General features: G+C 74.2%; 21 protein-coding genes. 14 read left to right on the forward strand and 7 right to left on the reverse strand.

Annotated elements, in window-relative coordinates; translation table 11 throughout:
- Positions 1-40: 40 nt before the first annotated feature.
- From hisI to lgt, 11 genes are all read left to right on the forward strand, one after another.
- A complete protein-coding gene (gene hisI / locus ACZ4WZ_RS11045) occupies positions 41-406 on the forward strand; it encodes a phosphoribosyl-AMP cyclohydrolase (RefSeq protein WP_467888105.1) in 366 nt (121 codons plus the stop codon).
- A 19-nt stretch (positions 407-425) separates the two neighbouring features.
- Positions 426-1,946 (forward strand): anthranilate synthase component I, encoded by a 1,521-nt coding sequence (locus ACZ4WZ_RS11050; protein WP_467888108.1) that lies wholly within the window; start codon positions 426-428, stop codon positions 1,944-1,946.
- 22 nt (positions 1,947-1,968) lie between these two features.
- On the forward strand, positions 1,969-2,598 hold the full coding sequence (locus ACZ4WZ_RS11055; RefSeq protein ID WP_467888111.1) for a TIGR02234 family membrane protein: 630 nt from the start codon (positions 1,969-1,971) through the stop codon (positions 2,596-2,598).
- 131 nt (positions 2,599-2,729) lie between these two features.
- The gene (locus ACZ4WZ_RS11060; RefSeq protein ID WP_467888114.1) at positions 2,730-2,981 is read left to right on the forward strand and encodes an HGxxPAAW family protein; all 252 of its coding nucleotides are present in this window, start codon (positions 2,730-2,732) and stop codon (positions 2,979-2,981) included.
- 67 nt (positions 2,982-3,048) lie between these two features.
- Positions 3,049-3,546: a DUF2752 domain-containing protein gene (locus ACZ4WZ_RS11065; RefSeq protein WP_467888116.1), complete on the forward strand. Its 498-nt coding sequence runs from the start codon at positions 3,049-3,051 to the stop codon at positions 3,544-3,546.
- 181 nt (positions 3,547-3,727) lie between these two features.
- Positions 3,728-4,537, forward strand: coding sequence for an indole-3-glycerol phosphate synthase TrpC (gene trpC, locus ACZ4WZ_RS11070; RefSeq protein ID WP_467888118.1), 810 nt, complete (start codon positions 3,728-3,730; stop codon positions 4,535-4,537).
- 8 nt (positions 4,538-4,545) lie between these two features.
- Complete coding sequence (gene trpM, locus ACZ4WZ_RS11075) at positions 4,546-4,755, forward strand: tryptophan biosynthesis modulator TrpM (protein WP_467888119.1); 210 nt, start codon at positions 4,546-4,548, stop codon at positions 4,753-4,755.
- A 207-nt stretch (positions 4,756-4,962) separates the two neighbouring features.
- A complete protein-coding gene (gene trpB / locus ACZ4WZ_RS11080; protein ID WP_467888122.1) occupies positions 4,963-6,237 on the forward strand; it encodes a tryptophan synthase subunit beta in 1,275 nt (424 codons plus the stop codon).
- Positions 6,234-7,052, forward strand: a complete 819-nt coding sequence (gene trpA, locus ACZ4WZ_RS11085; RefSeq protein ID WP_467888125.1) for a tryptophan synthase subunit alpha — start codon at positions 6,234-6,236, stop codon at positions 7,050-7,052. The genes trpB and trpA overlap by 4 nt, the downstream gene beginning before the upstream one ends.
- Positions 7,053-7,147: 95 nt before the next feature.
- Positions 7,148-8,086: a DsbA family protein gene (locus ACZ4WZ_RS11090; RefSeq protein ID WP_467888128.1), complete on the forward strand. Its 939-nt coding sequence runs from the start codon at positions 7,148-7,150 to the stop codon at positions 8,084-8,086.
- Between the two features lie 89 nt (positions 8,087-8,175).
- Positions 8,176-9,192 carry a prolipoprotein diacylglyceryl transferase gene (gene lgt / locus ACZ4WZ_RS11095; protein ID WP_467888131.1) on the forward strand — a complete coding sequence of 339 codons (1,017 nt, stop codon included), beginning with the start codon at positions 8,176-8,178 and terminating at the stop codon, positions 9,190-9,192.
- Between the two features lie 166 nt (positions 9,193-9,358).
- On the opposite strand, the gene ACZ4WZ_RS11100 is transcribed toward lgt, so the two are convergent.
- The 7 genes from ACZ4WZ_RS11100 to ACZ4WZ_RS11130 all read right to left on the reverse strand — a co-directional run bounded on the left by ACZ4WZ_RS11100 (position 9,359) and on the right by ACZ4WZ_RS11130 (position 17,700).
- Entirely contained in the window at positions 9,359-10,171 is an 813-nt protein-coding gene (locus ACZ4WZ_RS11100; RefSeq protein WP_467888133.1) for an HpcH/HpaI aldolase/citrate lyase family protein, read from the reverse strand.
- A complete protein-coding gene (locus tag ACZ4WZ_RS11105; RefSeq protein WP_467888136.1) occupies positions 10,168-11,409 on the reverse strand; it encodes a CaiB/BaiF CoA transferase family protein in 1,242 nt (413 codons plus the stop codon). The genes ACZ4WZ_RS11100 and ACZ4WZ_RS11105 overlap by 4 nt, the downstream gene beginning before the upstream one ends.
- Positions 11,406-12,359 carry a ribokinase gene (rbsK, locus tag ACZ4WZ_RS11110; RefSeq protein WP_467888139.1) on the reverse strand — a complete coding sequence of 318 codons (954 nt, stop codon included), beginning with the start codon at positions 12,357-12,359 and terminating at the stop codon, positions 11,406-11,408. The genes ACZ4WZ_RS11105 and rbsK overlap by 4 nt, the downstream gene beginning before the upstream one ends.
- A complete protein-coding gene (locus tag ACZ4WZ_RS11115; protein WP_467888142.1) occupies positions 12,356-13,897 on the reverse strand; it encodes an ADP-ribosylglycohydrolase family protein in 1,542 nt (513 codons plus the stop codon). Before ACZ4WZ_RS11115 ends, rbsK begins: the two co-directional genes overlap by 4 nt.
- Positions 13,894-15,039: an ADP-ribosylglycohydrolase family protein gene (locus tag ACZ4WZ_RS11120; protein ID WP_467888144.1), complete on the reverse strand. Its 1,146-nt coding sequence runs from the start codon at positions 15,037-15,039 to the stop codon at positions 13,894-13,896. Before ACZ4WZ_RS11120 ends, ACZ4WZ_RS11115 begins: the two co-directional genes overlap by 4 nt.
- Before the next feature lie 7 nt (positions 15,040-15,046).
- Positions 15,047-16,432 (reverse strand): ADP-ribosylglycohydrolase family protein, encoded by a 1,386-nt coding sequence (locus ACZ4WZ_RS11125; RefSeq protein ID WP_467888587.1) that lies wholly within the window; start codon positions 16,430-16,432, stop codon positions 15,047-15,049.
- A gap of 281 nt (positions 16,433-16,713) precedes the next feature.
- The gene (locus tag ACZ4WZ_RS11130; RefSeq protein WP_467888147.1) at positions 16,714-17,700 is read right to left on the reverse strand and encodes an ADP-ribosylglycohydrolase family protein; all 987 of its coding nucleotides are present in this window, start codon (positions 17,698-17,700) and stop codon (positions 16,714-16,716) included.
- Positions 17,701-17,981: 281 nt separating this feature from the next.
- Between ACZ4WZ_RS11130 and ACZ4WZ_RS11135 the strand changes: the two genes are divergently transcribed.
- The 3 genes from ACZ4WZ_RS11135 (at position 17,982) to ACZ4WZ_RS11145 (ending at position 25,178) form a co-directional block, all read left to right on the forward strand.
- Positions 17,982-18,713, forward strand: a complete 732-nt coding sequence (locus tag ACZ4WZ_RS11135) for a VIT1/CCC1 transporter family protein (protein ID WP_467888150.1) — start codon at positions 17,982-17,984, stop codon at positions 18,711-18,713.
- A 428-nt stretch (positions 18,714-19,141) separates the two neighbouring features.
- Positions 19,142-23,725, forward strand: coding sequence for a glutamate synthase large subunit (gene gltB / locus ACZ4WZ_RS11140; protein ID WP_467888590.1), 4,584 nt, complete (start codon positions 19,142-19,144; stop codon positions 23,723-23,725).
- On the forward strand, positions 23,718-25,178 hold the full coding sequence (locus tag ACZ4WZ_RS11145) for a glutamate synthase subunit beta (RefSeq protein ID WP_467888152.1): 1,461 nt from the start codon (positions 23,718-23,720) through the stop codon (positions 25,176-25,178). Before gltB ends, ACZ4WZ_RS11145 begins: the two co-directional genes overlap by 8 nt.
- Positions 25,179-25,213: the final 35 nt, after the last annotated feature.

Consider the following 25,213-nt stretch of genomic DNA (forward strand, 5'->3'; position numbering starts at 1 on the left):
GGCGGACGGTGATCCGTAACAGGGCCTTCCGCCCGGCACAATGGGGCCCATGAGTACGTCCTCCCTCGACCCCGCCGTCGCCGCCCGCCTCAAGCGCTCCGCGGACGGCCTGGTTCCGGCCATCGCCCAGCAGTACGACACCGGTGAGGTGCTGATGCTCGGCTGGATGGACGACGAGGCCCTGCACCGCACCCTCACCACCGGCCGCTGCACCTACTGGTCCCGCAGCCGGCAGGAGTACTGGGTCAAGGGGGACACCTCCGGCCACTTCCAGTACGTGAAGTCCGTCGCCCTCGACTGCGACGCGGACACCGTGCTCGTCAAGGTCGACCAGGTCGGTGCCGCCTGCCACACGGGTGCCCGTACCTGCTTCGACGACGATGTCCTCCTCAGCGACGCCAGCTAGCCAGTTAGGGTCCCACCCCATGGATCTCGAGACGTTCCGCAAGCTCGCGGCCGACCGCCGCGTCATCCCCGTGAGCCGCAGGCTGCTGGCCGACGGGGACACCCCCGTCGGGCTCTACCGGAAGCTGGCCGCCGAACGCCCCGGCACCTTCCTGCTGGAATCCGCCCTCGGGGGTACCTCCCATACCGGAGGCCATGGGGGAGGCCGCTCCTGGTCCCGCTACTCCTTCGTCGGCGTCCGCAGCGCCTCCACCCTCACCGTCAAGGACGGCCGGGCGCACTGGATCGGCACGCCGCCCGTCGGGGTCCCCACCGACGGCGACCCCCTCGACGCCCTGCGCGCCACCGTCGAGGCCCTGCACACCCCCCGCGACCTCGCGGGCGGCATGCCGCCCTTCACCGGAGGCATGGTCGGCTACCTCGGCTACGACATCGTCCGCCGCCTGGAGCGCATCGGCGACCACACCGAGGACGACCTCGAACTCCCCGAGCTGACCATGCTGCTCACCTCCGACCTGGCGGTCCTCGACCACTGGGACGGCACCGTCCTGCTCATCGCCAACGCCATCAACCACAACGCCCTCGACACCGGTGCGGACGAGGCCCACGCCGACGCGGTCGCCCGTCTCGACGCGATGGAGGCCGACCTGGCGCGGCCCGCGCCCTACGCGCCCGCCCCGCTCCCGGAGTCGGAGCTGCCGCCCTTCGACGCGCTGTGGGGCGGCGAGAAGTACCAGGCGGCCGTCGAGGACGTCAAGGAACGCATCCGGGCCGGCGAGGCCTTCCAGGTGGTGCCCTCGCAGCGGTTCGAGACCCCCTGCCACGCCTCCGCCCTGGACGTCTACCGGGTGCTGCGGGCCACCAACCCGTCCCCGTACATGTACCTCTTCCGCTTCGAGAACGGCTTCGACGTCGTCGGGTCCAGCCCCGAGGCGCTGGTCAAGGTCGAGGACGGCCGGGCCATGGTCCACCCCATCGCCGGCACCCGCCACCGGGGCGCCACCCCGCAGGAGGACAACGACCTGGCCGAGGAGCTGCTGGCGGACCCGAAGGAGCGCGCCGAGCACCTCATGCTCGTCGACCTGGGCCGCAACGACCTGGGCCGGGTCTGCGAGCCGGGCTCCGTCGAGGTCGTCGACTTCATGAGCATCGAGCGGTACTCGCACGTCATGCACATCGTCTCCACGGTCACCGGGCGGGTCGCCGAGGGCAGGACCGCCTTCGACGTGCTCACCGCCTGCTTCCCCGCCGGAACCCTCTCCGGCGCGCCCAAGCCGCGCGCCATGCAGATCATCGAGGAGCTCGAGCCCTCCCGCCGCGGCCTGTACGGCGGCTGCGTCGGCTACCTCGACTTCGCGGGGGACTCCGACACCGCCATCGCCATCCGCACCGCGCTGCTGCGCGACGGGACGGCGTACGTGCAGGCCGGAGCGGGGGTCGTCGCCGACTCGGTGCCCGAGCTGGAGGACCAGGAGTGCCGCAACAAGGCCGCCGCCGTGCTCCGCGCCGTGGGAGCGGCGAACCGCCTCCACCGCGCCTGAGGACGTAGGGGATAGTGGGTACGTGACCGCCGTACCCCACCCCCCCAACGAGGCCGAGGCCGCCGGGAGCAGCACCGGCCGCCGCACCGTGGCCGCCGCCCTGCTGCTCGGCGCGCTCGGCGCCACCGTCGTCCTGCTCGCCTCGGGCCGCACCTGGGCCCGGGGCAGCGCCTCCATCGGGGGCGGAAGCCTTCCCCTGACCGCGGACGGGCGGGCCGTCACGGGCCTCCCGGCGGCGCTGGCCATCGTCGGTCTCGCCGCCCTGGTCGCCGTGTTCGCCGTACGCGGCCGGGGGCGCCTGCTGGTCTCCGGACTGCTCGCGCTCAGCGGCCTGGGCGCGGCGCTGGCCGCGGTGGCCGCCGCCGACGACCGGCGGGCGCTGGACGAGCGGGCCGCCACCGCGACGGCCGACACCGCCGCCCGGGTGATGGAGCTGAGCCACACGGCGTGGCCGTACGTCACCGCCTCCGGCGCGGCGCTGATCCTGCTCGCGGGACTGCTCGCGCTGCGCTTCGGCCGCGACTGGCCCGCGATGGGAGGCCGCTACGAGCGCGACGGGAGCCCCCGTCGGCGCACCCCGGCCCCGGTGGACCCGGACCGGCCGGAGGACCTGTGGAAGGCGCTGGACCGCGGCGAGGACCCCACCGGCTGAGCAGGCCCCGCCGCGGACCCCCACCCACTGGCGAAACCGGCGGCCCCGTGCGGGAGAATGACAACGACAGCGAGCGTGCGACACAGGCCACGCTCTCTACACGCTTGAGACAGAGCAACGAGGAGCAACTCATGGCGGGCACGAGCCACGGACACACCCCGGCCGCCTGGACCGGTGTCATCATCGCCTTCATCGGTTTCTGCGTCTCCGGCGCTTTCATGGTGCTGGCGAACCCGCTCGGGTTCTGGGCCGGCCTGGTCGTCGTCGCGCTCGGCGGTGTGGTCGGCCTCGCGATGCGGGCCGCCGGCATGGGCGCGCCGAAGACCAGCCACCGCGACCTCGCCGAGGTCATCGCCGCCAACCGGGTCCCCGCCAAGGTCTGAGCGCGATCCCGCGGGTCTGCCGGCCCGCTTTCGAAAGGCGCGGCCCCGTCGGGCTGCGCCTTTTGTCATGAGCGGAGAGAATCAGCGCGTGGACGCCTCTGACACCGACGCCCCGCACGCGGCGCTCCGGCAGCCGCCGCCGCCCGCCCAGGCGCCCGTACGGGCCTCCAGGGCCCGGCGGCTGGCCGCCCCCGTGCTCACCCTGGCCGGGGCGGTGGCGGCGTTCGCGTACGTGGGTGCCGTGGACCCCAACGAGCCCGGCCACTACCCGGTCTGCCCGCTGTTCCGGCTGACCGGGGTGCTGTGCCCCGGGTGCGGCGGGCTGCGCAGCGCGCACGCCTTCGCCACCGGGGACCTGCCGGCCGCCCTCGGCGCCAACGCCGTGGCGGTGGCCGGATACCTGGTCTTCGCCGCGTTCACGGCGCTGTGGCTGCTGCGGGCCTTCCGCGGCGGCCCCGCCCCCCGGATCGCCCCGGGGCCGGCCGCCTGGTGGGGCATCGGGGCCCTGGTGCTCGCCTTCTCGATTGTCCGGAACCTCCCGTTCGGTTCGGCCTTGGCCCCCTGACCCGGCGGAGGCCCTTGCGGGAACTACGGGAGGGCCATATTCCGAGTGTCCAGTCCATGGGACACCGAGAAGTCCGTGCGGAGGCCTCGGCGACCTGCGGATACCATTTGAGTGCTGACCTTGCAGTGGAACGTGTCTGCAAGGCGGCCGACCGTCATCAACCCGGAAGGGGGCCGCTCGCGTGAGTGTGCTCGACGAGATCATCGAAGGGGTCCGCGAAGACCTTGCCGAACGGCAGGCCCGCGTGAGCCTCGACGAGCTCAAGGAGCGTGCCGCCAAGGCGCCCCAGGCCAAGGACGGCGTCGCCGCCCTGCGTGGCGACGGCGTCAAGGTGATCTGCGAGGTCAAGCGCTCCAGCCCCTCCAAGGGCGCGCTGGCCGCGATCGCGGATCCGGCCGGGCTCGCCGCCGATTACGAGGCCGGCGGGGCGGCGGTCATCTCCGTCCTCACCGAGCAGCGCCGCTTCGGCGGCTCGCTCGCCGACCTCGAGGCCGTCCGCGCACGCGTGGACATCCCGATCCTGCGCAAGGACTTCATCGTCACGGCGTACCAGCTGTGGGAGGCCCGCGCCTACGGCGCCGACCTCGTGCTGCTGATCGTCGCCGCCCTGGAGCAGGAGGCCCTGGTCTCCCTCATCGAGCGGGCCGAGTCCATCGGCCTCACCCCGCTCGTCGAGGTCCACGACGAGGAGGAGATCGAGCGCGCCGTCGCCGCGGGCGCCAAGATCATCGGCGTCAACGCGCGCAACCTGAAGGACCTCAAGGTCGACCGCTCCACCTTCGAGCGGATCGTCGGAGAGATCCCGCCCCACATCGTGAAGGTCGCCGAGTCCGGAATCCGCGGACCGCACGACCTGATCGCCTACGCCAACGAGGGCGCCGACGCCGTCCTCGTCGGAGAGTCCCTGGTCACCGGCCGCGACCCGAAGGCGGCCGTGGCCGACCTCGTCGCCGCCGGCGCCCACCCCGCCCTGCGCCACGGGCGGAGCTGACCACACCCATGCCCCCCGCCCGCTCCTCCGTCCGCACCCGCCCGGGCCACGGCCCGGCCGGCGTGCCGACGGCGCACGCGCCCCTGGCGCGCGGCTGCCGCCCCCGCGGCTGCCGCGCCCCGGCGCGCCGCGTGCACGGCAGGCGGGTGCGCTACGTGATCGGGTCCGAGCCCGGACAGGTCAACGGCATGCGATGGCGCGCCGGAGCCGCGCCGTGACGACGGCCCTCCCCGCCCGGTACCCCTGACGTACCGGGCGCGGGCGGCCGCGTACGGTCCCCGCCCCTTCACGGGCGCGGACCGTACCCGTCCGTACGCCGCCCACCCCTCAGCGGGGTGCGCGGGCGACGGACCGGCGGCGCAATACGGTGCATCCAGCCCGCGTCGAGCGAAGCCTCGCATTCCGCACCCGTAGGAGTAGTGGCCATGTCCACCAGTTCGTTCTTCATCCCGGACCCGGAGGGTCACGTCCCCAACGCCGAGGGCTACTTCGGTGACTTCGGCGGCAAGTTCATCCCGGAGGCCCTCGTCGCCGCCGTGGACGAGGTCGCCGTCGAGTACGAGAAGGCCAAGGGCGACCCGGCCTTCGCCGCCGAGCTCAACGACCTCATGGTCAACTACACGGGCCGGCCCAGCGCCCTGACCGAGGTGCCCCGGTTCGCCGCGCACGCGGGCGGCGCCCGGATCTTCCTCAAGCGCGAGGACCTCAACCACACCGGCTCGCACAAGATCAACAACGTGCTGGGGCAGGCGCTGCTCACCAAGCGCATGGGCAAGACCCGCGTCATCGCCGAGACCGGCGCCGGCCAGCACGGCGTGGCCACCGCCACCGCCTGCGCCCTCTTCGGCCTCGACTGCACCATCTACATGGGCGAGATCGACACCCAGCGCCAGGCCCTCAACGTGGCCCGCATGCGCATGCTCGGCGCCGAGGTCATCGCCGTGAAGTCCGGCTCCCGGACCCTCAAGGACGCCATCAACGAGGCGTTCCGCGACTGGGTCGCCAACGTGGACCGGACGCACTACCTCTTCGGCACCGTCGCCGGCCCGCACCCCTTCCCCGCCATGGTCCGCGACTTCCACCGCGTCATCGGTGTCGAGGCCCGCCGCCAGATCATCGAGCGCGCCGGCCGGCTCCCCGACGCGGTCGCCGCCTGCGTCGGCGGCGGCTCCAACGCCATCGGCCTCTTCCACGCCTTCATCCCGGACGCCGGGGTCCGCCTGGTCGGCTTCGAGCCCGCCGGACACGGCGTGGAGACCGGCGAGCACGCCGCCACCCTCACCGCGGGCGAGCCCGGCATCCTGCACGGCTCCCGCAGCTACGTCCTCCAGGACGAGGAGGGCCAGATCACCGAGCCCTACTCGATCTCGGCCGGCCTGGACTACCCGGGCATCGGCCCCGAGCACTCCTACCTCAAGGACAGCGGCCGCGGCGAGTACCGCGCGGTCACCGACGACGCCGCCATGCAGGCCCTGCGCCTGCTGTCGCGCACCGAGGGCATCATCCCGGCCATCGAGTCGGCGCACGCCCTCGCGGGCGCCCTCGACCTGGGCAGGGAACTGGGCCAGGACGGGCTGATCGTGGTCAACCTGTCCGGCCGGGGCGACAAGGACATGGACACGGCCGCCCGCTACTTCGGGCTGTACGACACCGACGGCGAAGTAGCCGCCGACGAGTTCTCCCAGGGGGACGACAAGTGAGCGCCAACGGAAACATCGAACTGCTGAGCGCCACCCTCGCCAAGGCCAAGTCCGAGGACCGCGCGGCCCTCGTCGCCTACCTCCCGGCCGGCTTCCCGACCGTCGACGGCGGCATCGAGGCCGTCAAGGCCGTCATCGCGGGCGGCGCCGACATCGTCGAGATCGGCCTGCCGCACAGCGACCCGGTCCTGGACGGCGCCGTCATCCAGACCGCCGACGACATCGCCCTGCGCGGCGGCGTCAGGATCGCCGACGTGCTGCGCACCGTCCGCGAGGCCTTCGAGGCCACCGGGGTCCCGATCCTGGTCATGACGTACTGGAACCCCGTCGACCGCTACGGCGTCGAGCGGTTCACCGCCGAGCTGGCGGCCGCCGGCGGGGCCGGCTGCATCCTGCCCGACCTGCCGGTCCAGGAGTCCGCGCTGTGGCGCGAGCACGCGGCGAAGAACGGTCTGGCGACCGTCTTCGTCGTCGCCCCCAGCAGCCGGGACGAGCGCCTGGCGACCATCACCGCCGCCGGCTCCGGCTTCGTCTACGCGGCCTCCCTCATGGGCGTCACCGGCACCCGCGAGTCCGTCGGCAACGAGGCCCAGGAACTGGTGCGCCGCACCCGCGCCACCACCGACCTGCCGGTCTGCGTGGGCCTGGGGGTCTCCAACGCCGTGCAGGCCAAGCAGGTCGCGGGCTTCGCCGACGGTGTGATCGTCGGCTCGGCCTTCGTGAAGCTGCTCCTGGACGCCCCCGACCTGCCGGCCGGCCTGTCGGCCGTGCGGGCACTGGCGGGCGAGCTTGCGGAAGGCGTACGCAGGTCCTGACCCGGGGCGGGCCCCGGAAGGGGTTCTGTAGCCCGATCGGGTGGAAACGTGAGCGGGGAGGCACGCGAGTGCCTCCCCGCTTCGTTTGGCCGGGCGTGAGCGAGAAGAACGACGGTGCGAACCGCGATGCGACGAAACGATCGGCCCGGGAGCGACTCCAGGAGGAGCGCGAGCGGCAGAAGACCCGGGACAAGCGCCGGCGGACCTTCCTGGTGGCCGGAGCGGTCCTCGGCGTGCTCGGCCTGGCCGCCGTCGTCGGCGTGATCGCGGCCAACGCCGGCAAGGGCGACAAGCCGGGCAAGGACGGCCCGGTGGCCGCGCCCTCCGGAGCCACCGGCAAGGACGCGCTCGCCATCCAGACCGGCAAGGACAGCGCCAAGTCCACCCTCACGGTGTGGGAGGACTTCCGCTGCCCCGCCTGCAAGGCCTTCGAGGACAACTACCGCGCCACCATCCACGACCTGGAGGCCAAGGGGCTGCTCAAGGTCGAATACCACCTGGTCACCCTGATCGACGGGAACATGGGCGGCACCGGCTCCCTGAAGGGGGCGAACGCCGCCGCCTGCGCCCAGGACGCCGGCAAGTTCGCCCCGTACCACGACCTCCTCTTCCAGAACCAGCCGCAGGAGACCGACGACGCCTTCGGCAAGAACGCCAGGCTGCTGGAGCTGGCCGGCAAGATCGACGGTCTGGACACCCCGGCCTTCCGCTCCTGCGTGGAGGACGGGACCCACAACAGCTGGGTCCTCAAGTCGCACGAGGCCTTCCGCACCGGGAAGTTCCGGGGCACCCCCACCGTGCTCCTCGACGGCAAGGACATCTTCTCCGACCAGGCGAACCCGCTGACCCCGCAGAAGCTGAAGGAGAAGGTCGAGGGCACGGGCGGCAAGGCCGTCCCGTCAGCCTCCGCCTCCCCCTCCGCGTCCCCGTCCGGCAACGGAGGGGCGAGGAGCGGCACCAGGAGCACCCCCACCGCCGGATCGGGTTCCGCTTCCGGCTCCCGGACCGGGGCGGGAGCCGGCTCGGGAGGCTGAGCGGCGGCCCCCGCCGTGTGTGGTTTTGATTTCAGCTTGCCGGGCGGGTTGCGGTGCGTACCGCCCGGCAGGGTAGCGTCAGGTCTGCCATGGACCTTGCTTACATCCCCAGCCCGTCGACCGGCGTGATCGATCTCGGACCGATCCCGCTGCGCGGCTACGCGTTCTGCATCATCGTCGGCGTCTTCGTCGCCGTCTGGCTCGGCAACAAGCGGTGGATCGCGCGCGGCGGAAGGCCGGGCACGGTCGCGGACATCGCCGTGTGGGCCGTTCCCTTCGGCCTGGTCGGCGGTCGCCTCTACCACGTGATCACCGACTACCAGCTCTACTTCGGCGAAGGCCGGAACTGGGTCGACGCCTTCAAGATCTGGGAGGGCGGCCTCGGCATCTGGGGCGCGATCGCGCTCGGCGCGGTCGGGGCCTGGATCGGCTGCCGGCTGCGCGGCATCCCGCTGCCCGCCTGGGCCGACGCGCTCGCCCCGGGCATCGCCATCGCCCAGGCCTGCGGGCGCTGGGGCAACTGGTTCAACCAGGAACTGTACGGCCGCCGGACCGACCTGCCGTGGGCGCTGGAGATCAGCGAGGGCCCGAACCGGGTCGCGGGCACCTACCACCCGACCTTCCTGTACGAGTCCCTGTGGTGCCTGGGCGTGGCCGCGCTGGTCATCTGGGCCGACCGGCGCTTCAAGCTGGGACACGGGCGGGCCTTCGCCCTGTACGTCGCGGCGTACTGCGCCGGGCGCGGCTGGATCGAGTACATGCGGGTCGACGAGGCGCACCACATCCTGGGGCTGCGGCTGAACGTCTGGACCGCGATCGTGGTCTTCGTGGCCGCGGTGGTCTACTTCGTGCTCTCGGCGAAGCTGCGGCCGGGGCGCGAGACGGTCGTGGAACCGGTGGCCTCCGGCGGTCCGGGTGCCGCCGATGCCGAGGCCGTCCCGGTGGGTGCGGAGGTCAAGGCAGCCGACGCGGAGGGGAAGCCCACGAGTCTCACGAAGGCCGAGGCCGACGCCCAGGCCGTCCCGGCGGGTGCGGAGGCCAAGGCCGCCGACGCCGAGGCGAAGCCCACGAGCCTCACGAAGGCCGCGGAGGCCGACAAGGGCTGACCGGGTCTTCACCGGAGGGGGCGCCGCGCGTACCGCGGCGCCCCCTCCGGCGTACCCGGCCTGTGCGGGGCGAGCGCCGCGCTGCGGCCCACCGGGGTCGGCCTCCGCGCCGGTCCCGACGCTGGGTCCGGCGGCCGGAGGGTGGTGCGGCGGCGCGCGGGTGGGGTCAGGAAGGGGCGCGTTGGGACAGGGCCAGGGTGCGGTGGGCGGCGGCCACTACCGCCGGGTCGACGAAGCGGCCGTCCGGGAGGGCGAGGGCCCCCGGCGTGGCGCGGGCGGCGGTGACGACCTCCTCGGCGGCGGTGACCTCCTCCGGCCCGGGGAGGTAGGCCCGCTCGATCACCGGGAGCTGGCGGGGGTGGATGGCCGCCCGGCCGAGGAAGCCCAGCGCCCGGCCCCGCGCGCACGACGCGGCCAGCGCCTCCAGGTCCCGGATGTCCGGGAACACCGACTGCGCGGGCGGCGCCAGCCCCGCGGCGCGGGCCGCGACGACGACCCTGGAGCGCGGCCAGTCGAGCCCGCTCTCCGCGCAGACGCCGAGGTCGGCGCAGAGGTCCGCCTCGCCCAGCGTCAGCCCGTGCAGGGAGGGGTGGGCGCGGGCGATCTCGTACGCCCTCTCCACCCCCAGCGCGGACTCCAGCAGCGCGTACAGCGCCACCCCTCCGGTGCGGTCCGCGACCCGGGTGATCTGTTCCGGCGCGTCGATCTTGGGCAGCCGCAGTCCCGCGAGCCCGGGCAGCCGGGCCAGCGCGGTGAGGTCGGCGCCCGACCAGGGCGAGCCGAGGGCGTTGACGCGGACGTGGACGGGGAGCGGAGGCCGTTCCGTCAGCAGCTCGGCGGTGGCCGCGCGGGCGTACTCCTTGCGCGAGGCCGACACCGAGTCCTCCAGGTCGACGATGACGGCGTCGGCCCCGCTGCGCAGGGCCTTCGCCACCACCGCGGGGCGGTCCCCGGGCGCGTACAACCAGGTCAGGATCACAGGGCTCCCTCCAGGCGGAGAGCGGAGATCTCGGCCCCGGTGAGGCCGAGCTCGGTCAGGACGGATTCGGTGTCCGCGCCGTGCGGGCGGCCGGCCCAGCGGATCCCGCCGGGGGTCCCGGACAGCCGGAAGAGGACGTTCTGCATCCGGAGCGGACCGAGTTCGGGGTCCTCGACGCCGGTGACCGTGCCGAGGGCCGCGAACTGCGGATCGGCCATCACGTCCCGGACGTCGTAGACCAGGGCGACGGCGGCCTCGGCCTCCTCGAACGCGGCGACCACGTCGTCGGCCTTGTGGCGGGCGACCCAGCCGCCGACCGCCTCGTCGATGACCCCGGTGTGGGCGGCCCGCCCGGATCCGGTCGCGAACCAGGGCTCGGCGATCAGCTCCGGCCGGCCGACGAGCCGCAGCACGCGCTCGGCGATCGACTGGGCCGAGGCGGACACCGCCAGCCAGCGGCCGTCCGCGCTGCGGTAGGTGTTGCGGGGGGCGTTGTTGGCGGAGCGGTTGCCGGTGCGGGGCTGGACGTAGCCCAGCTGGTCGTACCAGAGAGGGTGCGGGCCCAGCACGGTGAGGATCGGTTCGATGATCGCCAGGTCGACGACCTGGCCCTGCCCGGTGCGGTCGCGCCCCGCGAGCGCGGTCATCACCGCGTACGCACAGGTCAGGGCGGCGATGGAGTCCGCGAGACCGAACGGCGGCAGGGTCGGCGGCCCGTCCGGCTCCCCCGTGATCGCGGCGAACCCGCTCATGGCCTCGGCGAGGGTGCCGAAGCCGGGGCGGTGGGCGTACGGGCCCTGCTGGCCGAAGGCCGTGACGCGGGCCAGGACGAGGCGGGGGTTCGCGGCGGACAGGGCCTCCCAGCCCAGCCCCCACCGCTCCAGGGTGCCGGGGCGGAAGTTCTCGACGACCACGTCGGCGGTGGCGGCCAGCCGCAGCAGGGTGTCCCGGCCGCCGGGCGTGGACAGGTCGAGGGTCATCGTCCGCTTGTTCCGTCCGAGCAGCTTCCACCACAGCCCGACGCCGTCCTTGGCCGGCCCGTGCCCGCGGGAGGGGTCGGGCCGGTGCGGGTGCTCGACCTTGACCACCTCGGCGCCGAAGTCCCCGAGCAGGGTCGCCGCCAGCGGCCCGGCGAACAGGGTGGCCAGGTCCAGCACCCGCAGCCCGGCCAGCGGGCCGCCGCCGAGGCCGGGGGCGCCCGCGGGCGGCGCCCCGGGCTCCCTGCCGGCGGGGGTCATGAGCCGGTCCCCGAGCCGGCCCCGTCGCCGGGCGGGGCCGCCGGATCGGGCTCCGGCCCGGCCGCGGCGAAGGCGTCCGTCTCCGCCCGCGTGGGCATGGAGTCCTGCGCGCCCGGCCGCTGGACGGACAGCGCCGCCGCCCCGCAGGCCCAGCGCAGCGCCTCCGGCATGGCGCGGCCCTCCCCGAGGGCCACCGCGAGCGCCCCGACGAAGGTGTCCCCGGCGGCGGTGGTGTCCACCGCCCGGACCCGGGGGGCCGCCACCACGAGGGGCCGGCGCCCCCGGGCCGCGTACAGGCAGCCGGCTCCGCCCAGGGTGACCACCACCTCCGGGACCTCGCGCAGCAGCGCCTCGGCGGCCCGGTGCGGGTCGGTGAGCCCGGTCAGGGCGGCGGCCTCGTGCTCGTTCGGGACCAGCAGGTCGGTGGCGGCGAGCAGCCCGGCCGGCAGCGGCTGGGCGGGGGCCGGGGTGAGGACCGTACGGACCCCCCGCGCGCGGGCGGCCTCCGCGCCGGCGAGGACGGCTTCCAGGGGCAGTTCCAGCTGGAGCAGCAGGCAGTCGGCGGCGCCGATCCGCGATGCGTCGCCCGCCTCCAGGCCGGTGACGCGGGCGTTGGCGCCGGGGATGACGATGATGCTGTTGCCGCCCTCGTCGTCCACGGTGATGTGCGCGGTGCCGCTGGCGCCCTCGACGGTGCGCAGGGCCGCGGTCTCGACCCCGGCCGAGGCGAGTGCGGCACGCAGCCGTACGCCGAACGCGTCCGCCCCGACCGCGCCGATCATCACCACCTCCCCGCCGAGGCGGGCGGCGGCCACCGCCTGGTTGGCGCCCTTGCCGCCGGGGACCGTGCGGAACTCCCGCCCGGTGACGGTCTCCCCGAGGCGGGGGGCCTTGGGCACGTAGGCGACGAGGTCCATGTTGGTACTGCCGAGCACGGCGATGGCCGTCATGGTCGGGATGCCTCCTGGGCGGTGAGGTGGGCGAGGGTGTCGAAGCCGACGCCGTCGAAACCGGCGACGGTGGTGGCGAGGCGGTTCTTGAGCGGGGCGGTCCAGCGTTCCGGGATCCGGTCGGGGGACCCGGCCAGCAGTCCGGCGACCGACCCGGCGGTGGCGCCGTTGGAGTCCGTGTCCCAGCCGCCGGACACCGCCCGGCACACGGAGTGCGTGAAGTCCCCGTCGGCGTGGGTGAGGGCGGCGGCGATCAGGGCGGTGTTGGGGACGGCGTGCACCCAGTGGTAGTGGCCGTAGCGGGCGTGCAGCCGGTCCGCGACCCGGTCGAAGCGGGCCTCCTCGCCGGCCGCGCGGATGCCGAAGCGGACGGCCTCGGCGAGGCGCGAGCCGGGCGGTACGACGGCCAGCCCGGCCCGGAGCGCGGCGTGCACGTCGGCCCGGCCGCCGGCGGCCTCGGCGATGGCGGCGGCGGCGAAGAGGGCGGCGTAGACCCCGTTGGCGGTGTGGGTGAGGGTGGCGTCCCGCCAGGCCTGCTCGGCTGCGGCGGCCGGGTCGCCGGGATGGGTCCAGCCGTGGACGTCGGCGCGGATGAGGGCCCCGATCCACTCCCGGAAGGGGTTGTGGTGGGTGGCGGTGAGCGGGGGTTCCAGCCCCCGGAGGAGGTTGCGGTAGGCGACGCGCTCGGCGGTGAAGGTGCGGCCGGCGGGCAGCTCGTCGAGCCAGAGGCGGGCCAGGTCGGCGGTGCCGAAGCCCTTGCCGTGCCGCTGGAGCAGCAGCAGGCCGAGGAGGGGGTGGTCGAGGTCGTCGTCCTCGGGCGTGCCGTCGATGTTCTCGGCCAGGGAGGTGGCGGCGGAGCGGCGGTTCCACGGGTACGCGGCCAGGAGCTCGGCCGGGACGCCGCGTGCGGTGAACCAGTCGTCCAGCGGCCAGTTCCCGGCGGCGCGGGCGAGGGCCCGGATCCCGTCCAGGGGGAGTTTCTCCACGGGTTTGCCGAGCACGCAGCCGGCGGCCCGGCCGACCCAGGCGGCCTCCAGCCTGCGGCGCAGCCCGGGATCCACGGGGCCGGCCGCGCTGGGCGGGCCGGCCGGTCCCAGGGTGTCCGGGCCGGGGTCCGGCCCGTCGGCCGGGGCCGGGCGGCCCGAGGCCGTCGCGGGCGCCCGGCCCGGTTCCCGGCCCGGGGCTCCCGGTTCCCGGCCCGTGGCTCCCGGCGGCGGTGCGGGCCAGGTGGCGCGCAGGGCCGGCCAGGCGGTGGGCTCCGCCGCCGCGGAGGGGACGGGGAGGTCCGCGAGCCCGGCCAGCAGGCGGGTGGCGAGCGCGCGCAGTTCCGGCGCGGCCGGGGCGGGGGAGGCCCCGGCCCGGGCGGGGGCCGGACGGCCCCCCGCCGCGAGCCAGGTGCGCAGGGCCGGCCCGGGGTCCCGGCCGTCCTCCGCGGCCTGGCGCAGCTCGTGGCCGAGCAGGTCCTCGGGCTGGACCCAGGTGAGCCGTACGCGGTCCCGGGCGGCGGGGGCCGGGCATGCGGCGCGGGGGCCCGTCACCGCGGGGAGGCGATCGCGGCGAAGGCGTCCTCGTGGGCGCGCCGGCGGGACAGGTCCCGGTCGAAGACCTCCCGGGCCACGGCGGCCAGTGCGGCCGCGGGGGCGTGCAGGTCGAGCCGGCTGGCCTCCGCGACCCGTTTCGCCCACTCGGCCGGCACCGCGGACTCCCCGCCCAGGGCGCCCGCGACGGCCCCGGCCATGGTGGCGATGGAGTCGCAGTCGCGGCCGTAGTTGACGGCGCCGAGCACCGAGGTCTCGTACCGGCCGTCCGCGACCAGCAGCATGCCGAGGGCGATCGGGAGTTCCTCGACGGAGTGCAGGCGCGAGGGGCGGCGGGCGCCGAGCGAGGGCGCCCGGTAGTCCGGTCCGACCGAGTCGTACGGGGCCACGGCCGCCCGCAGCGGCGCGAGCGCGGATTCGAAGTCCCGGTGCCGCAGGGCGACTTCGCGGACCGCCGCGATCGCCGCGCGGGTGCCGTCCTTGGCCAGGGCCAGCGCGCCGTCCACCACCGACGCGGCCGTCGCCCCCGGAGAGCACGCCGCCGCGACCGCCGCCGCGAAGACTCCGGCCGCCTCCCGGCCGTACGAGGACTGGTGCGCGCCCGCGACGTCCAGCGCCTCGGCGTACGCGGCGGCCGGGTTGCCCGCGTTGACCAGGCCGACGGGCGCCATGTACATCGCCGCACCGCAGTTGACGATGTTGCCGGTGCCCGCCTCGCGGGGGTCCGCGTGCGCGTAGTGCAGCCGCGCCACGATCCACTTCTCGGCGAGGAAGATCCGCTGGAGGGGCAGCGCCTCGGCCTCCAGCTCCGGGATCCAGCGGGGGGTCCCCATCAGGTCCGGCACGAGGTGCTCGGCGACCGCGTACGCGTCCAAGTGGTCGCGTACGGCCGTGTAGACGCGTACCAGCGCGTGCGTCATGAGGGTGTCGTCGGTGACGTGCCCGTCGCCCTTGTGGTACGGCGCGATGGGCCGGGCGGTGCGCCAGTCCTCGTACCAGGGGCCGACGATGCCGCGCACCCGGCCGCCGTGCCGTTCGGCGATCTGCTCCGGGGACCAGCCCTCCACCGGGCCGCCGAGGGCGTCGCCCACGGCGGCGCCGACGAGAGCGCCCGAGAACCGGTCCTCCAGTGTGAGGGTCATGCCCGAATCATCCCTTCGGTGAGGTGAGTTCCGTACGCGAGAGCAGCGCGGCGAGTTCGACGAGGTCGGTTCCGGCCAGCCGGGGCAGGGCGCAGCCGGAGAGGGTGCGGCAGGCCTCGCGCCAGGCGGCGGGCAGCGAATCACCGCCGCCGAGGGCGCCGGTGAGGGCGCCCGCGAGGGCGGGGGCCGAGTCGGCGACGCGGGAGAGGCAGGCGGCGGCCGGGACGGCCCCGCAGACCTTGCCGCGGGCGGCGGTGGTGAGGGCGAGGGCGACGGGGACGGTCTCGGCGGCGGCGATGCCGTAGCTGTAGACGTGGTCGACGATCTGGTGCTCCAGCAGGGGCACGAGGGCGAAGGCGCCCTCGTCCTCCGGGCCTTGCCGGGCCCGGGCGAGTCCGACGGCGTGCCGGGCGTTGCGGCCGATCTCGGTGGCTGCGGGCAGCTGGGCCAGCGCGGCGTCGACGGCGGTGTCGGCGTCCGCCCCGGCGAGGGCGGCGGCGACCGCGGCGGCCATGGCGCGGGCGCCGTGGACCCCGTCGCCGTCCTGGGTGTAGCGGGCGTCGAACTCGGCGAGGTCCGCGGCCGCCCGGGGGTCGCCGGGGTGCACGACGGCGAGTACGCAGGCCCGGACGCAGGCGGCGTCGTCGAAGTAGTGCGGGTTGTCGTGGCCGGTGGCGGGCGGGCGCAGGCCCGCGGCGAGGTTGCCGAGCCCGGCGCGTACGGAGATCCGGGCCCGCATCGGCAGCACCGCGGACTCGACCTCGGGGGCGCGTTCGGCGGCGGCGGCGACCTCGCTCGCCAGGGCGTTCCAGGCGAGGTCGATGGCGGCGCGCATGCGGCGGGACCGGGAGAGGTCGCTGAGCAGGGCCCCGGCGGCGGTGAGTACGGACTCGGCGGCGAAGGCGGCCCATTCGGCGTCGTCGGAGGGGCCGAGGCGCAGGGGCTCGGGCGGCTGGTTGAGGGCGATGGGCACGGGGAGGGTGGTGGTGGCGTTCTGCTCCGCGAAGGTGTCGAGCTCGCGGGTGAGGCGGCGGGTCCACTCCGGCATCCGGCTGGCCCGGTGCCGGGCGGCGGGCCAGCCGGCGGCGTCGCCCGCCGCGAGGCCGAGGAGCAGCCCCTCGATCCGCCGGCCCGCCTCCGCCGGCGGGCCGGGGGCACGGGGCTCCGCGCGGGGCGTGGGGCGCGGCATCCCGGGGATGCGGGCGGGGGCGGAGGCTTCCCCCGCCGCGCCCCTCCCCGGAGCCCGGGGCGGCCCCCCGGACCCCGCGGCCGCGTCCCGGCCCGGGCCGGCCGGGACGGGCGCGGTGACGGTGCCGCCCCCGCCGGACGCGGTGGTCCCGCCCGGCGGGGCGGTGAGCACGGCCGCCGGGCCGGTCCCGCCGGCCGGGGGCAGCCCGCCGGGTCCGGGGACCGGCGGGCTGGCTCCCGGCCCGGGGTACGCGGTCCAGACCGCCGCCGGGGGCGCCGGTACGGGCGGGGGCCCGCCGGCCGGGGCCGGGTCCCCCGGGACGGCCGTGCCCCCGCCCGGGGCCGCGGCTCCCGGCCCCGGCTCCCGGGCCGGCGGGGTGGCCGGTGCCGGGTCGGCGGGTGCGGGGGGCGCCGGGGTGCCGGCCCGGGGGAGGCCCGGTGCGGGGGCGCGGTCCGGTGCGGCGGGGCCGGTGAGGGAGTCCGGGGTCATCGGGCGGGCTCGGTTTCGGGGGTGAGGAGGTCCGCGACGTCCAGGACGTGGTAGCCGCGCATCGAGGGGAGGCAGCTGCCCCGGACCGGGCCGATCGCGGAGGCCCAGGGGGCGGGGATGGCCGCGGCCCCCGACAGGGCGCCGGCCAGGGCGCCCGCCACCGCCGCGGTGGTGTCGGCGTCCCGGCCCATGTTGACGGCGGTCAGGACGGAGCCGGGGAAGTCGCCCGCGCAGGCGGCGAAGGCACCGAACGCCAGGCCCACCGCCTCCGGCGCCAGGTCCGTCCAGGGGTAGCCGCCGATGACCACCGCCGAGCGCACCGCCCGCTCCCCGCGCGGGGCGGCGGTCACCGCGCGGCGCAGCGAGCGGGCCGTCCAGGAGTCGGACGGGATCACGGACAGGGCCGCCGAGACCACCGAGACGGGCGAGCCGCCGGCCATGGCGGCGGCGACGCCGGCCGCCACCGCCTGGCCGCCGTAGATGCCCTCCCCGTCATGGCTGACCGAGCCGTCGATCGCGACCAGGCGGGCCGCCTCCGCCGGCCGGCCTGCGGCGAAGACCCCGAACGGGGCCGCGCGCATCGCCAGGCCGTCCGACCAGGCGTGCCGGTGCTGCGCCGAGATCGGCGCCGCCAGGCCCCGGCGGAGGTTCTCCAGCGTTCCGCGCTCCGAGAAGCCCGCACCGCGGAAGGGGCCCTCGTCCAGGTCCGCGATCCAGTGGTGCCAGGCCCGTTCCACGTGCGCGACGGTGAGGGCGGAGCCGTGCCGGGCCAGCAGCAGGCCCGAGAAGATCGCGTACTCCGTGTCGTCCGTGCCCGCCGGGTCGTCCGAGACGAAGCCCTCGATCCGGCCCCACTTGGCCCGGATCTCCGACGGCTTCATGTTCTCCGCGGGGGCGCCCAGCGCGTCACCCACCGCGAGGCCGAGAAGTGCGCCCCTGGCCCGTTCGAGGAGGACCTGCGGACTGCATGGGGTCAGCTCCATGGCGCGCCTCTCCACTTGGTGGGGGGCTCATCATGAGCCCTTGGGGGATTTGTGCCACGGCATGAGGTTTGTCGGTCGCCGCGAAACGCCCCCCGCGCACCCCCGTCACCCGGTCGCCGAGCCGCGAAAGCCCAGGTAAGTACGGCCTTCCTTGCTGGCGGGAGCCCGAAATCGTGCGTACTTTCGAGGTGTTGAGGGGGAGTGTCCCGCACCGGGCGCAGCCGCGCGTCGCTCGCGCGTACCCACCCGTACCCACTCGTGCAGAAGGGGAGATACGCCGTATGTCCATCATCGACGTCGAAGCGCCGCTGCACACCGCCCACCGCGACAACCACACCCACCGCGACGTCAACGGCGGATGGCTGCGGCCGGCCGTCTTCGGTGCCATGGACGGGCTCGTCTCCAACCTCGCCCTGATGACCGGCGTGGCCGGCGGCGCCGTCGCCCCGCACACCATCGTGATCACCGGTCTCGCCGGTCTCGCGGCCGGTGCGTTCTCGATGGCGGCCGGCGAGTACACCTCCGTCGCCTCGCAGCGCGAGCTGGTCCTCGCCGAACTGGACGTGGAGCGCCAGCAGCTGCGCAAGCACCCCGTCGACGAGATGGAGGAGCTGGCCGAGCTCTACGTCTCGCGCGGCGTCGAGCCCGCCCTCGCCCGCGAGGTCGCGATGCAGCTCTCGCGCGACCCCGACCAGGCGCTGGAGATCCACGCCCGTGAGGAGCTCGGGATCGACCCCGACGACCTGCCCTCGCCGCTCGTCGCCGCCGTGTCGTCCTTCGGCAGCTTCGCGCTGGGCGCGCTGCTGCCCGTACTGCCCTACCTGCTCGGCGCGACCGCCCTGTGGCCGGCCGTGCTGCTGGCGCTCGTCGGGCTCTTCGCGTGCGGTGCGGTGGTCGCGCGGGTCACGGCCCGGTCCTGGTGGTACAGCGGCCTGCGCCAGCTCGCCCTGGGTGGCGCCGCCGCGGGTGTGACGTACATCCTGGGAACCTGGCTGGGCGGCGCCATAGGCTAACGGCCGCGGGAGTGAGACACTATGCAGTACGCAACATAAGTAGTCCGTTACCCGGTGGTTTCGATTCCGAGACCGCTGGGCATCACACCAGGGCGCCGGGCAACGATGCCCGTCTCGCGCGCCGGGACCTTCGCCCCGTGCCGTACCCAGCGGAAGCCTCCGCGGACGCCCCTGCAGAGCCGCAGCAGTCCTCGTAGAAGCCTCCGCGACACCTTGAAGGTCCCTTCTTCCTGCCTCGCGCAGTGTCCGCATGCTGGAATGTCATATCCGGTTCTCGGGATTGCCGTCATCATGTAACCTGCACGAAATTTCGCAGAGGGCCAACGTCGTCCCTCGGCCAGCACATTGCCACGACGACGACGGGAGAGCCGATGCGTTCCGCATCCACGCACTCCGCGACCGGCCCCAGCAACACCGCCTGGTCGCCCATGGACGGTCGCCCCGCCCAGCAGGGCATGTACGACCCCCGCAACGAGAAGGACGCCTGCGGCGTCGGATTCGTGGCGAACCTCACCGGCGAGGCCACCCACACTCTCGTTGAGCAGGCCCTGACCGTCCTGCGGAACCTCGAGCACCGCGGCGCCACCGGCTCCGAGCCGGACTCCGGCGACGGCGCGGGCATCCTGTCCCAGGTGCCGGACGCCTTCCTGCGCGAGGTCGCGGGCTTCGAGCTCCCCGAGGCCGGCGCGTACGCCGTCGGCATCGCCTTCCTCCCCGCCGACGGCACCGCACAGGCCGTCGCCGCAGAGCGGATCGAGGCCATCGCCGCCGAGGAGAACCTCACGGTCCTCGGCTGGCGCGAGGTCCCGGTCACCCCCGACCTGCTCGGCAACGGCGCGCGCGCCACCATGCCGGCCTTCCGCCAGCTCTTCGTGAGTGGGGGCACCTCCCGGACGGAGTCTGGGGGAGGGATCAGTGGGATCGAGCTGGACCGCAAGGCGTTCGTGCTGCGCAAGCGCGCCGAGCGCGAGGCCGGCGTCTACTTCCCGTCGCTCTCCGCACGCACCATCGTCTACAAGGGCATGCTGACCACCGGCCAGCTCGAACCCTTCTTCCCGGACCTCTCCGACCGCCGCTTCGCGTCGGCGCTCGCGCTGGTCCACTCCCGGTTCTCGACGAACACCTTCCCGTCCTGGCCGCTCGCCCACCCGTACCGCTTCGTCGCGCACAACGGCGAGATCAACACGGTCAAGGGCAACCGGAACTGGATGAAGGCCCGCGAGTCCCAGCTGGCGACCAACGCCTTCGGCGAGGGCGCCCTGGACCGCATCTTCCCGATCTGCACCCCGGACGCCTCCGACTCGGCCTCCTTCGACGAGGTCCTGGAGCTGCTCCACCTCGGCGGCCGGTCGCTGCCGCACAGCGTGCTGATGATGATCCCCGAGGCGTGGGAGAACCACGCCTCCATGGACCCGGCCCGCCGCGCGTTCTACCAGTACCACTCCACGATGATGGAGCCCTGGGACGGCCCGGCCTGCGTCACCTTCACCGACGGCACCCAGGTCGGCGCGGTCCTCGACCGCAACGGCCTGCGCCCCGGCCGCTACTGGGTCACCGACGACGGCCTCGTCGTCCTCGGCTCCGAGGTCGGCGTCCTCGACATCGACCCGGCCAAGGTCGTCCGCAAGGGCCGCCTGCAGCCCGGCAAGATGTTCCTCGTCGACACCGCCCAGAAGCGGATCGTCGAGGACGACGAGATCAAGGACGAGCTGGCCGCCGCCGCCCCCTACGCCCAGTGGCTGGAGACCGGCGAGATCGAGCTGACGGACCTGCCCGAGCGCGAGCACATCGTCCACACCCACGCCTCGGTCACCCGCCGCCAGCAGACCTTCGGCTACACCGAGGAAGAGCTGCGCGTCATCCTCGCGCCCATGGCCCGCACCGGCGGCGAGGCCCTCGGCTCCATGGGCACGGACTCGCCCATCGCGGCCCTGTCCGAGCGCCCCCGGCTGCTCTTCGACTACTTCACCCAGCTCTTCGCGCAGGTCACCAACCCGCCGCTGGACGCCATCCGCGAGGAGCTCGTCACCTCGCTGCTGTCCTCGATCGGCCCGCAGTCCAACCTGCTGGAGCCGACCGCCGCGTCCTGCCGCAGCGTCACCCTGCCCTTCCCGGTGATCGACAACGACGAGCTGGCCAAGCTCATCCACATCAACGCCGACGGCGACATGCCCGGCATGAAGGCCGCGACCCTCTCCGGCCTCTACCGGGTCTCCGGCGGCGGCGAGGCCCTCGCCGCCCGGATCGAGGAGATCCGCGCCGAGGCCGACGCGGCCATCGCGGCCGGTGCCCGCCTGATCGTCCTCTCGGACCGCCACTCGGACGCCGAGCACGCGCCGATCCCGTCGCTGCTGCTCACCTCCGCCGTGCACCACCACCTCATCGCCACCAAGCAGCGCACCCAGGTGGGCCTGCTCGTCGAGGCCGGCGACGTCCGCGAGGTCCACCACGTCGCCCTGCTCATCGGCTACGGCGCCGCGGCCGTCAACCCGTACCTGGCCATGGAGTCCGTCGAGGACCTCCTGCGCGCCGGTACCTTCCTGTCCGGCCTCGAGCCGGAGCAGGCCATCAAGAACCTGATCTACGCCCTCGGCAAGGGCGTCCTGAAGGTCATGTCGAAGATGGGCATCTCCACCGTCGCCTCCTACCGCGGCGCCCAGGTCTTCGAGGCCGTCGGCCTGAACGAGGAGTTCGTCGGCCAGTACTTCAGCGGCACCGCCACCAAGATCGGCGGCGCCGGCCTGGACGTCATCGCCACGGAGGTGGCCGCCCGCCACGCCAAGGCGTACCCCGCCACCGGCATCGCCGCCACGCACCGCGCGCTGGAGATCGGCGGCGAGTACCAGTGGCGCCGCGAGGGCGAGCCGCACCTGTTCGACCCGGAGACGGTCTTCCGCCTCCAGCACGCGACCCGCAACCGCCGGTACGACATCTTCCGCACGTACACGGACCGCGTGAACGAGCAGTCCGAGCGCCTGATGACGCTCCGCGGCCTGTTCGCCATCAAGGGAATCGAGGGGGGCAAGTCCGACCGCCCCTCGATCTCCATCGACGAGGTCGAGCCGGTCTCCGAGATCGTCAAGCGCTTCTCCACCGGCGCCATGTCGTACGGCTCCATCTCCAAGGAGGCGCACGAGACCCTCGCCATCGCCATGAACCAGCTGGGCGCCAAGTCCAACACCGGTGAGGGCGGCGAGGACCCGGACCGCCTGTACGACCCGGCGCGCCGCTCCTCCATCAAGCAGGTCGCCTCCGGCCGCTTCGGCGTCACCAGCGAGTACCTGGTCAACGCGGACGACATCCAGATCAAGATGGCGCAGGGCGCCAAGCCCGGCGAGGGCGGCCAGCTGCCCGGCCACAAGGTCTACCCGTGGGTCGCCAAGACCCGGCACTCCACCCCGGGCGTCGGCCTGATCTCCCCGCCGCCGCACCACGACATCTACTCCATCGAGGACCTGGCCCAGCTGATCCACGACCTCAAGAACGCCAACCCGGCGGCCCGCATCCACGTGAAGCTGGTCTCCGAGGTCGGCGTCGGTACGGTCGCGGCCGGTGTCTCCAAGGCCCACGCGGACGTCGTCCTCATCTCCGGCCACGACGGCGGAACGGGCGCCTCCCCGCTCACCTCGCTCAAGCACGCGGGCGGCCCCTGGGAGCTCGGCCTCGCCGAGACCCAGCAGACCCTGCTGCTCAACGGGCTGCGCGACCGCATCGTGGTCCAGACGGACGGCCAGCTCAAGACCGGCCGCGACGTGGTCATCGCCGCGCTCCTCGGCGCCGAGGAGTTCGGTTTCGCGACCGCGCCGCTCGTCGTCTCCGGCTGCGTCATGATGCGCGTCTGCCACCTGGACACCTGCCCCGTCGGCATCGCCACCCAGAACCCGGTCCTGCGCGACCGCTTCTCCGGCAAGCCCGAATTCGTCGTCAACTTCTTCGAGTTCATCGCGGAGGAGGTGCGCGAGATCCTCGCCGAGCTGGGCTTCCGCACGATCGAGGAGGCCGTCGGCCACGCCGAGCTCCTCGACACCAGCAAGGCCGTCACGCACTGGAAGGCGCAGGGCCTCGACCTCGACCCCCTCTTCCACGTGCCCGAGCTGCCCGAGGGCGCGGTCCGCCACGCCCTGATCGAGCAGGACCACGGTCTGGAGAAGGCCCTCGACAACGAGCTCATCGAGCTCGCGGCCGACGCGCTCAACGCCGAGTCCGCCGAGACGGCCCAGCCGGTCCGGGCCCGGGTCGCGATCCGCAACATCAACCGGACCGTCGGCACCATGCTCGGCCACCACGTCACCAAGAAGTTCGGTGGCGCGGGCCTGCCCGACGACACGATCGACCTGACCTTCACCGGTTCGGCCGGCCAGTCCTTCGGCGCGTTCCTGCCGAGCGGCGTGACCCTGCGCCTGGAGGGCGACGCCAACGACTACGTCGGCAAGGGCCTCTCCGGCGGCCGCGTCGTGGTCCGCCCGGACCGCGCCGCCGACCACCTCGCCGAGTACTCCACCATCGCCGGCAACACCATCGGCTACGGAGCCACCGGCGGCGAGATGTTCCTGCGCGGCCGCACCGGCGAACGCTTCTGCGTCCGCAACTCCGGCGCCCTGGTCGTCTCGGAGGGCGTGGGCGACCACGGCTGCGAGTACATGACCGGCGGAACGGCCGTCGTCCTCGGCGAGACCGGCCGCAACTTCGCGGCCGGCATGTCGGGCGGTGTCGCGTACGTCATCGACCTCGACCCCCGCCAGGTCAACGTCGGCAACAAGGAGGCCATCGAGGCCCCCTCCGAGGCCGACAAGCTGTGGCTGCACGATGTGGTGCGCCGCCACGAGGAGGAGACCGGCTCGACGGTGGCCGCGAAGCTCCTGGCTGACTGGGACGCCGCCGCGGCCCGCTTCAGCAAGATCATCCCGACCACGTACAAGGCAGTGCTCGCCGCCAAGGACGCCGCTGAGCTGGCCGGACTCTCCGAGTCCGAGACCACCGAGAAGATGATGGAGGCGGCGACCAATGGCTGACCCGAAGGGCTTCCTCACCACCCCGCGCGAGACCGCCTGCACCCGTCCCGTGGCCGAACGCCTCAAGGACTGGAACGAGGTCTACGTCCCGGGCTCGCTGCTCCCGATCATCAGCAAGCAGGCCGGCCGCTGCATGGATTGCGGCATCCCGTTCTGCCACAACGGCTGCCCCCTCGGGAACCTGATCCCGGAGTGGAACGACTACGCGTACCGCGAGGACTGGACGGCGGCGTCGGAGCGCCTCCACGCCACGAACAACTTCCCGGAGTTCACCGGCCGCCTCTGCCCCGCCCCGTGCGAGTCGGCGTGCGTCCTCGGCATCAACCAGCCGGCCGTCACGATCAAGAACGTCGAAGTCTCGATCATCGACCAGGCCTGGGACAACGGCGACGTCACCCCCCAGGCGCCCGAGCGCCTGTCCGGCAAGACCGTGGCCGTCATCGGCTCCGGCCCGGCCGGCCTGGCCGCCGCCCAGCAGCTGACGCGGGCCGGGCACACCGTGGTGGTGTACGAGCGCGCCGACCGCATCGGCGGCCTGCTGCGCTACGGCATCCCCGAGTTCAAGATGGAGAAGGTGCACATCAACCGCCGCATCGAGCAGATGCGCGCGGAGGGCACCAAGTTCCGCACCGGCATCGAGGTCGGCCGCGACATCACGGCCACCGACCTGCGCAAGCGCTTCGACGCGGTCGTCGTCGCCGCCGGCGCCACGGTCTCCCGCGACCTGCCGGTCCCGGGCCGCGACCTCAAGGGCATCCACTTCGCGATGGAGTACCTCCCCCTCGCGAACAAGGTCCAGGAGGGCGACTTCCTGGCCCCGCCGATCACCGCCGAGGGCAAGCACGTCGTCGTCATCGGCGGCGGCGACACCGGCGCGGACTGCGTCGGCACCGCCCACCGCCAGGGCGCGCTCTCGGTCACCCAGCTGGAGATCATGCCGCGCCCGTCGGAGGACCGCCCCGCGTCCATGCCGTGGCCGACCTTCCCGATGCTGTACAAGGTCACGTCGGCCCACGAGGAGGGCGGCGAGCGGATCTACTCCGTCTCCACCACCCACTTCGAGGGCGACGAGGACGGCAACGTCCAGTCCCTGCACCTGGTCGAGGTCGAGTTCGTCGACGGCAAGCTGGTGCAGAAGCCGGGCACCGAGCGGGTCCTCCCGGCCCAGCTGGTCACCCTGGCGATGGGCTTCACCGGCACGGACCGGGCCAACGGCCTGGTCGAGCAGTTCGGCGTGGAGCTGGACGAGCGGGGCAACATCGCCCGCGACGCCTCCTACGCCACCAACGCCGACGGCGTCTTCGTCGCCGGCGACGCGGGCCGCGGCCAGTCGCTCATCGTGTGGGCCATCGCGGAAGGCCGCTCGGCCGCCCGCGGCGTGGACCGCTACCTGACGGGCACCAGCACCCTCCCGTACCCGGTCAAGCCGACGGACCGCTCGCTGACGGTGTAGCCCCTTCGGGACGCCGGGCTCCGGCCGTCGGCGGC

Source organism: Streptomyces sp. NPDC029122 (assembly GCF_055569445.1).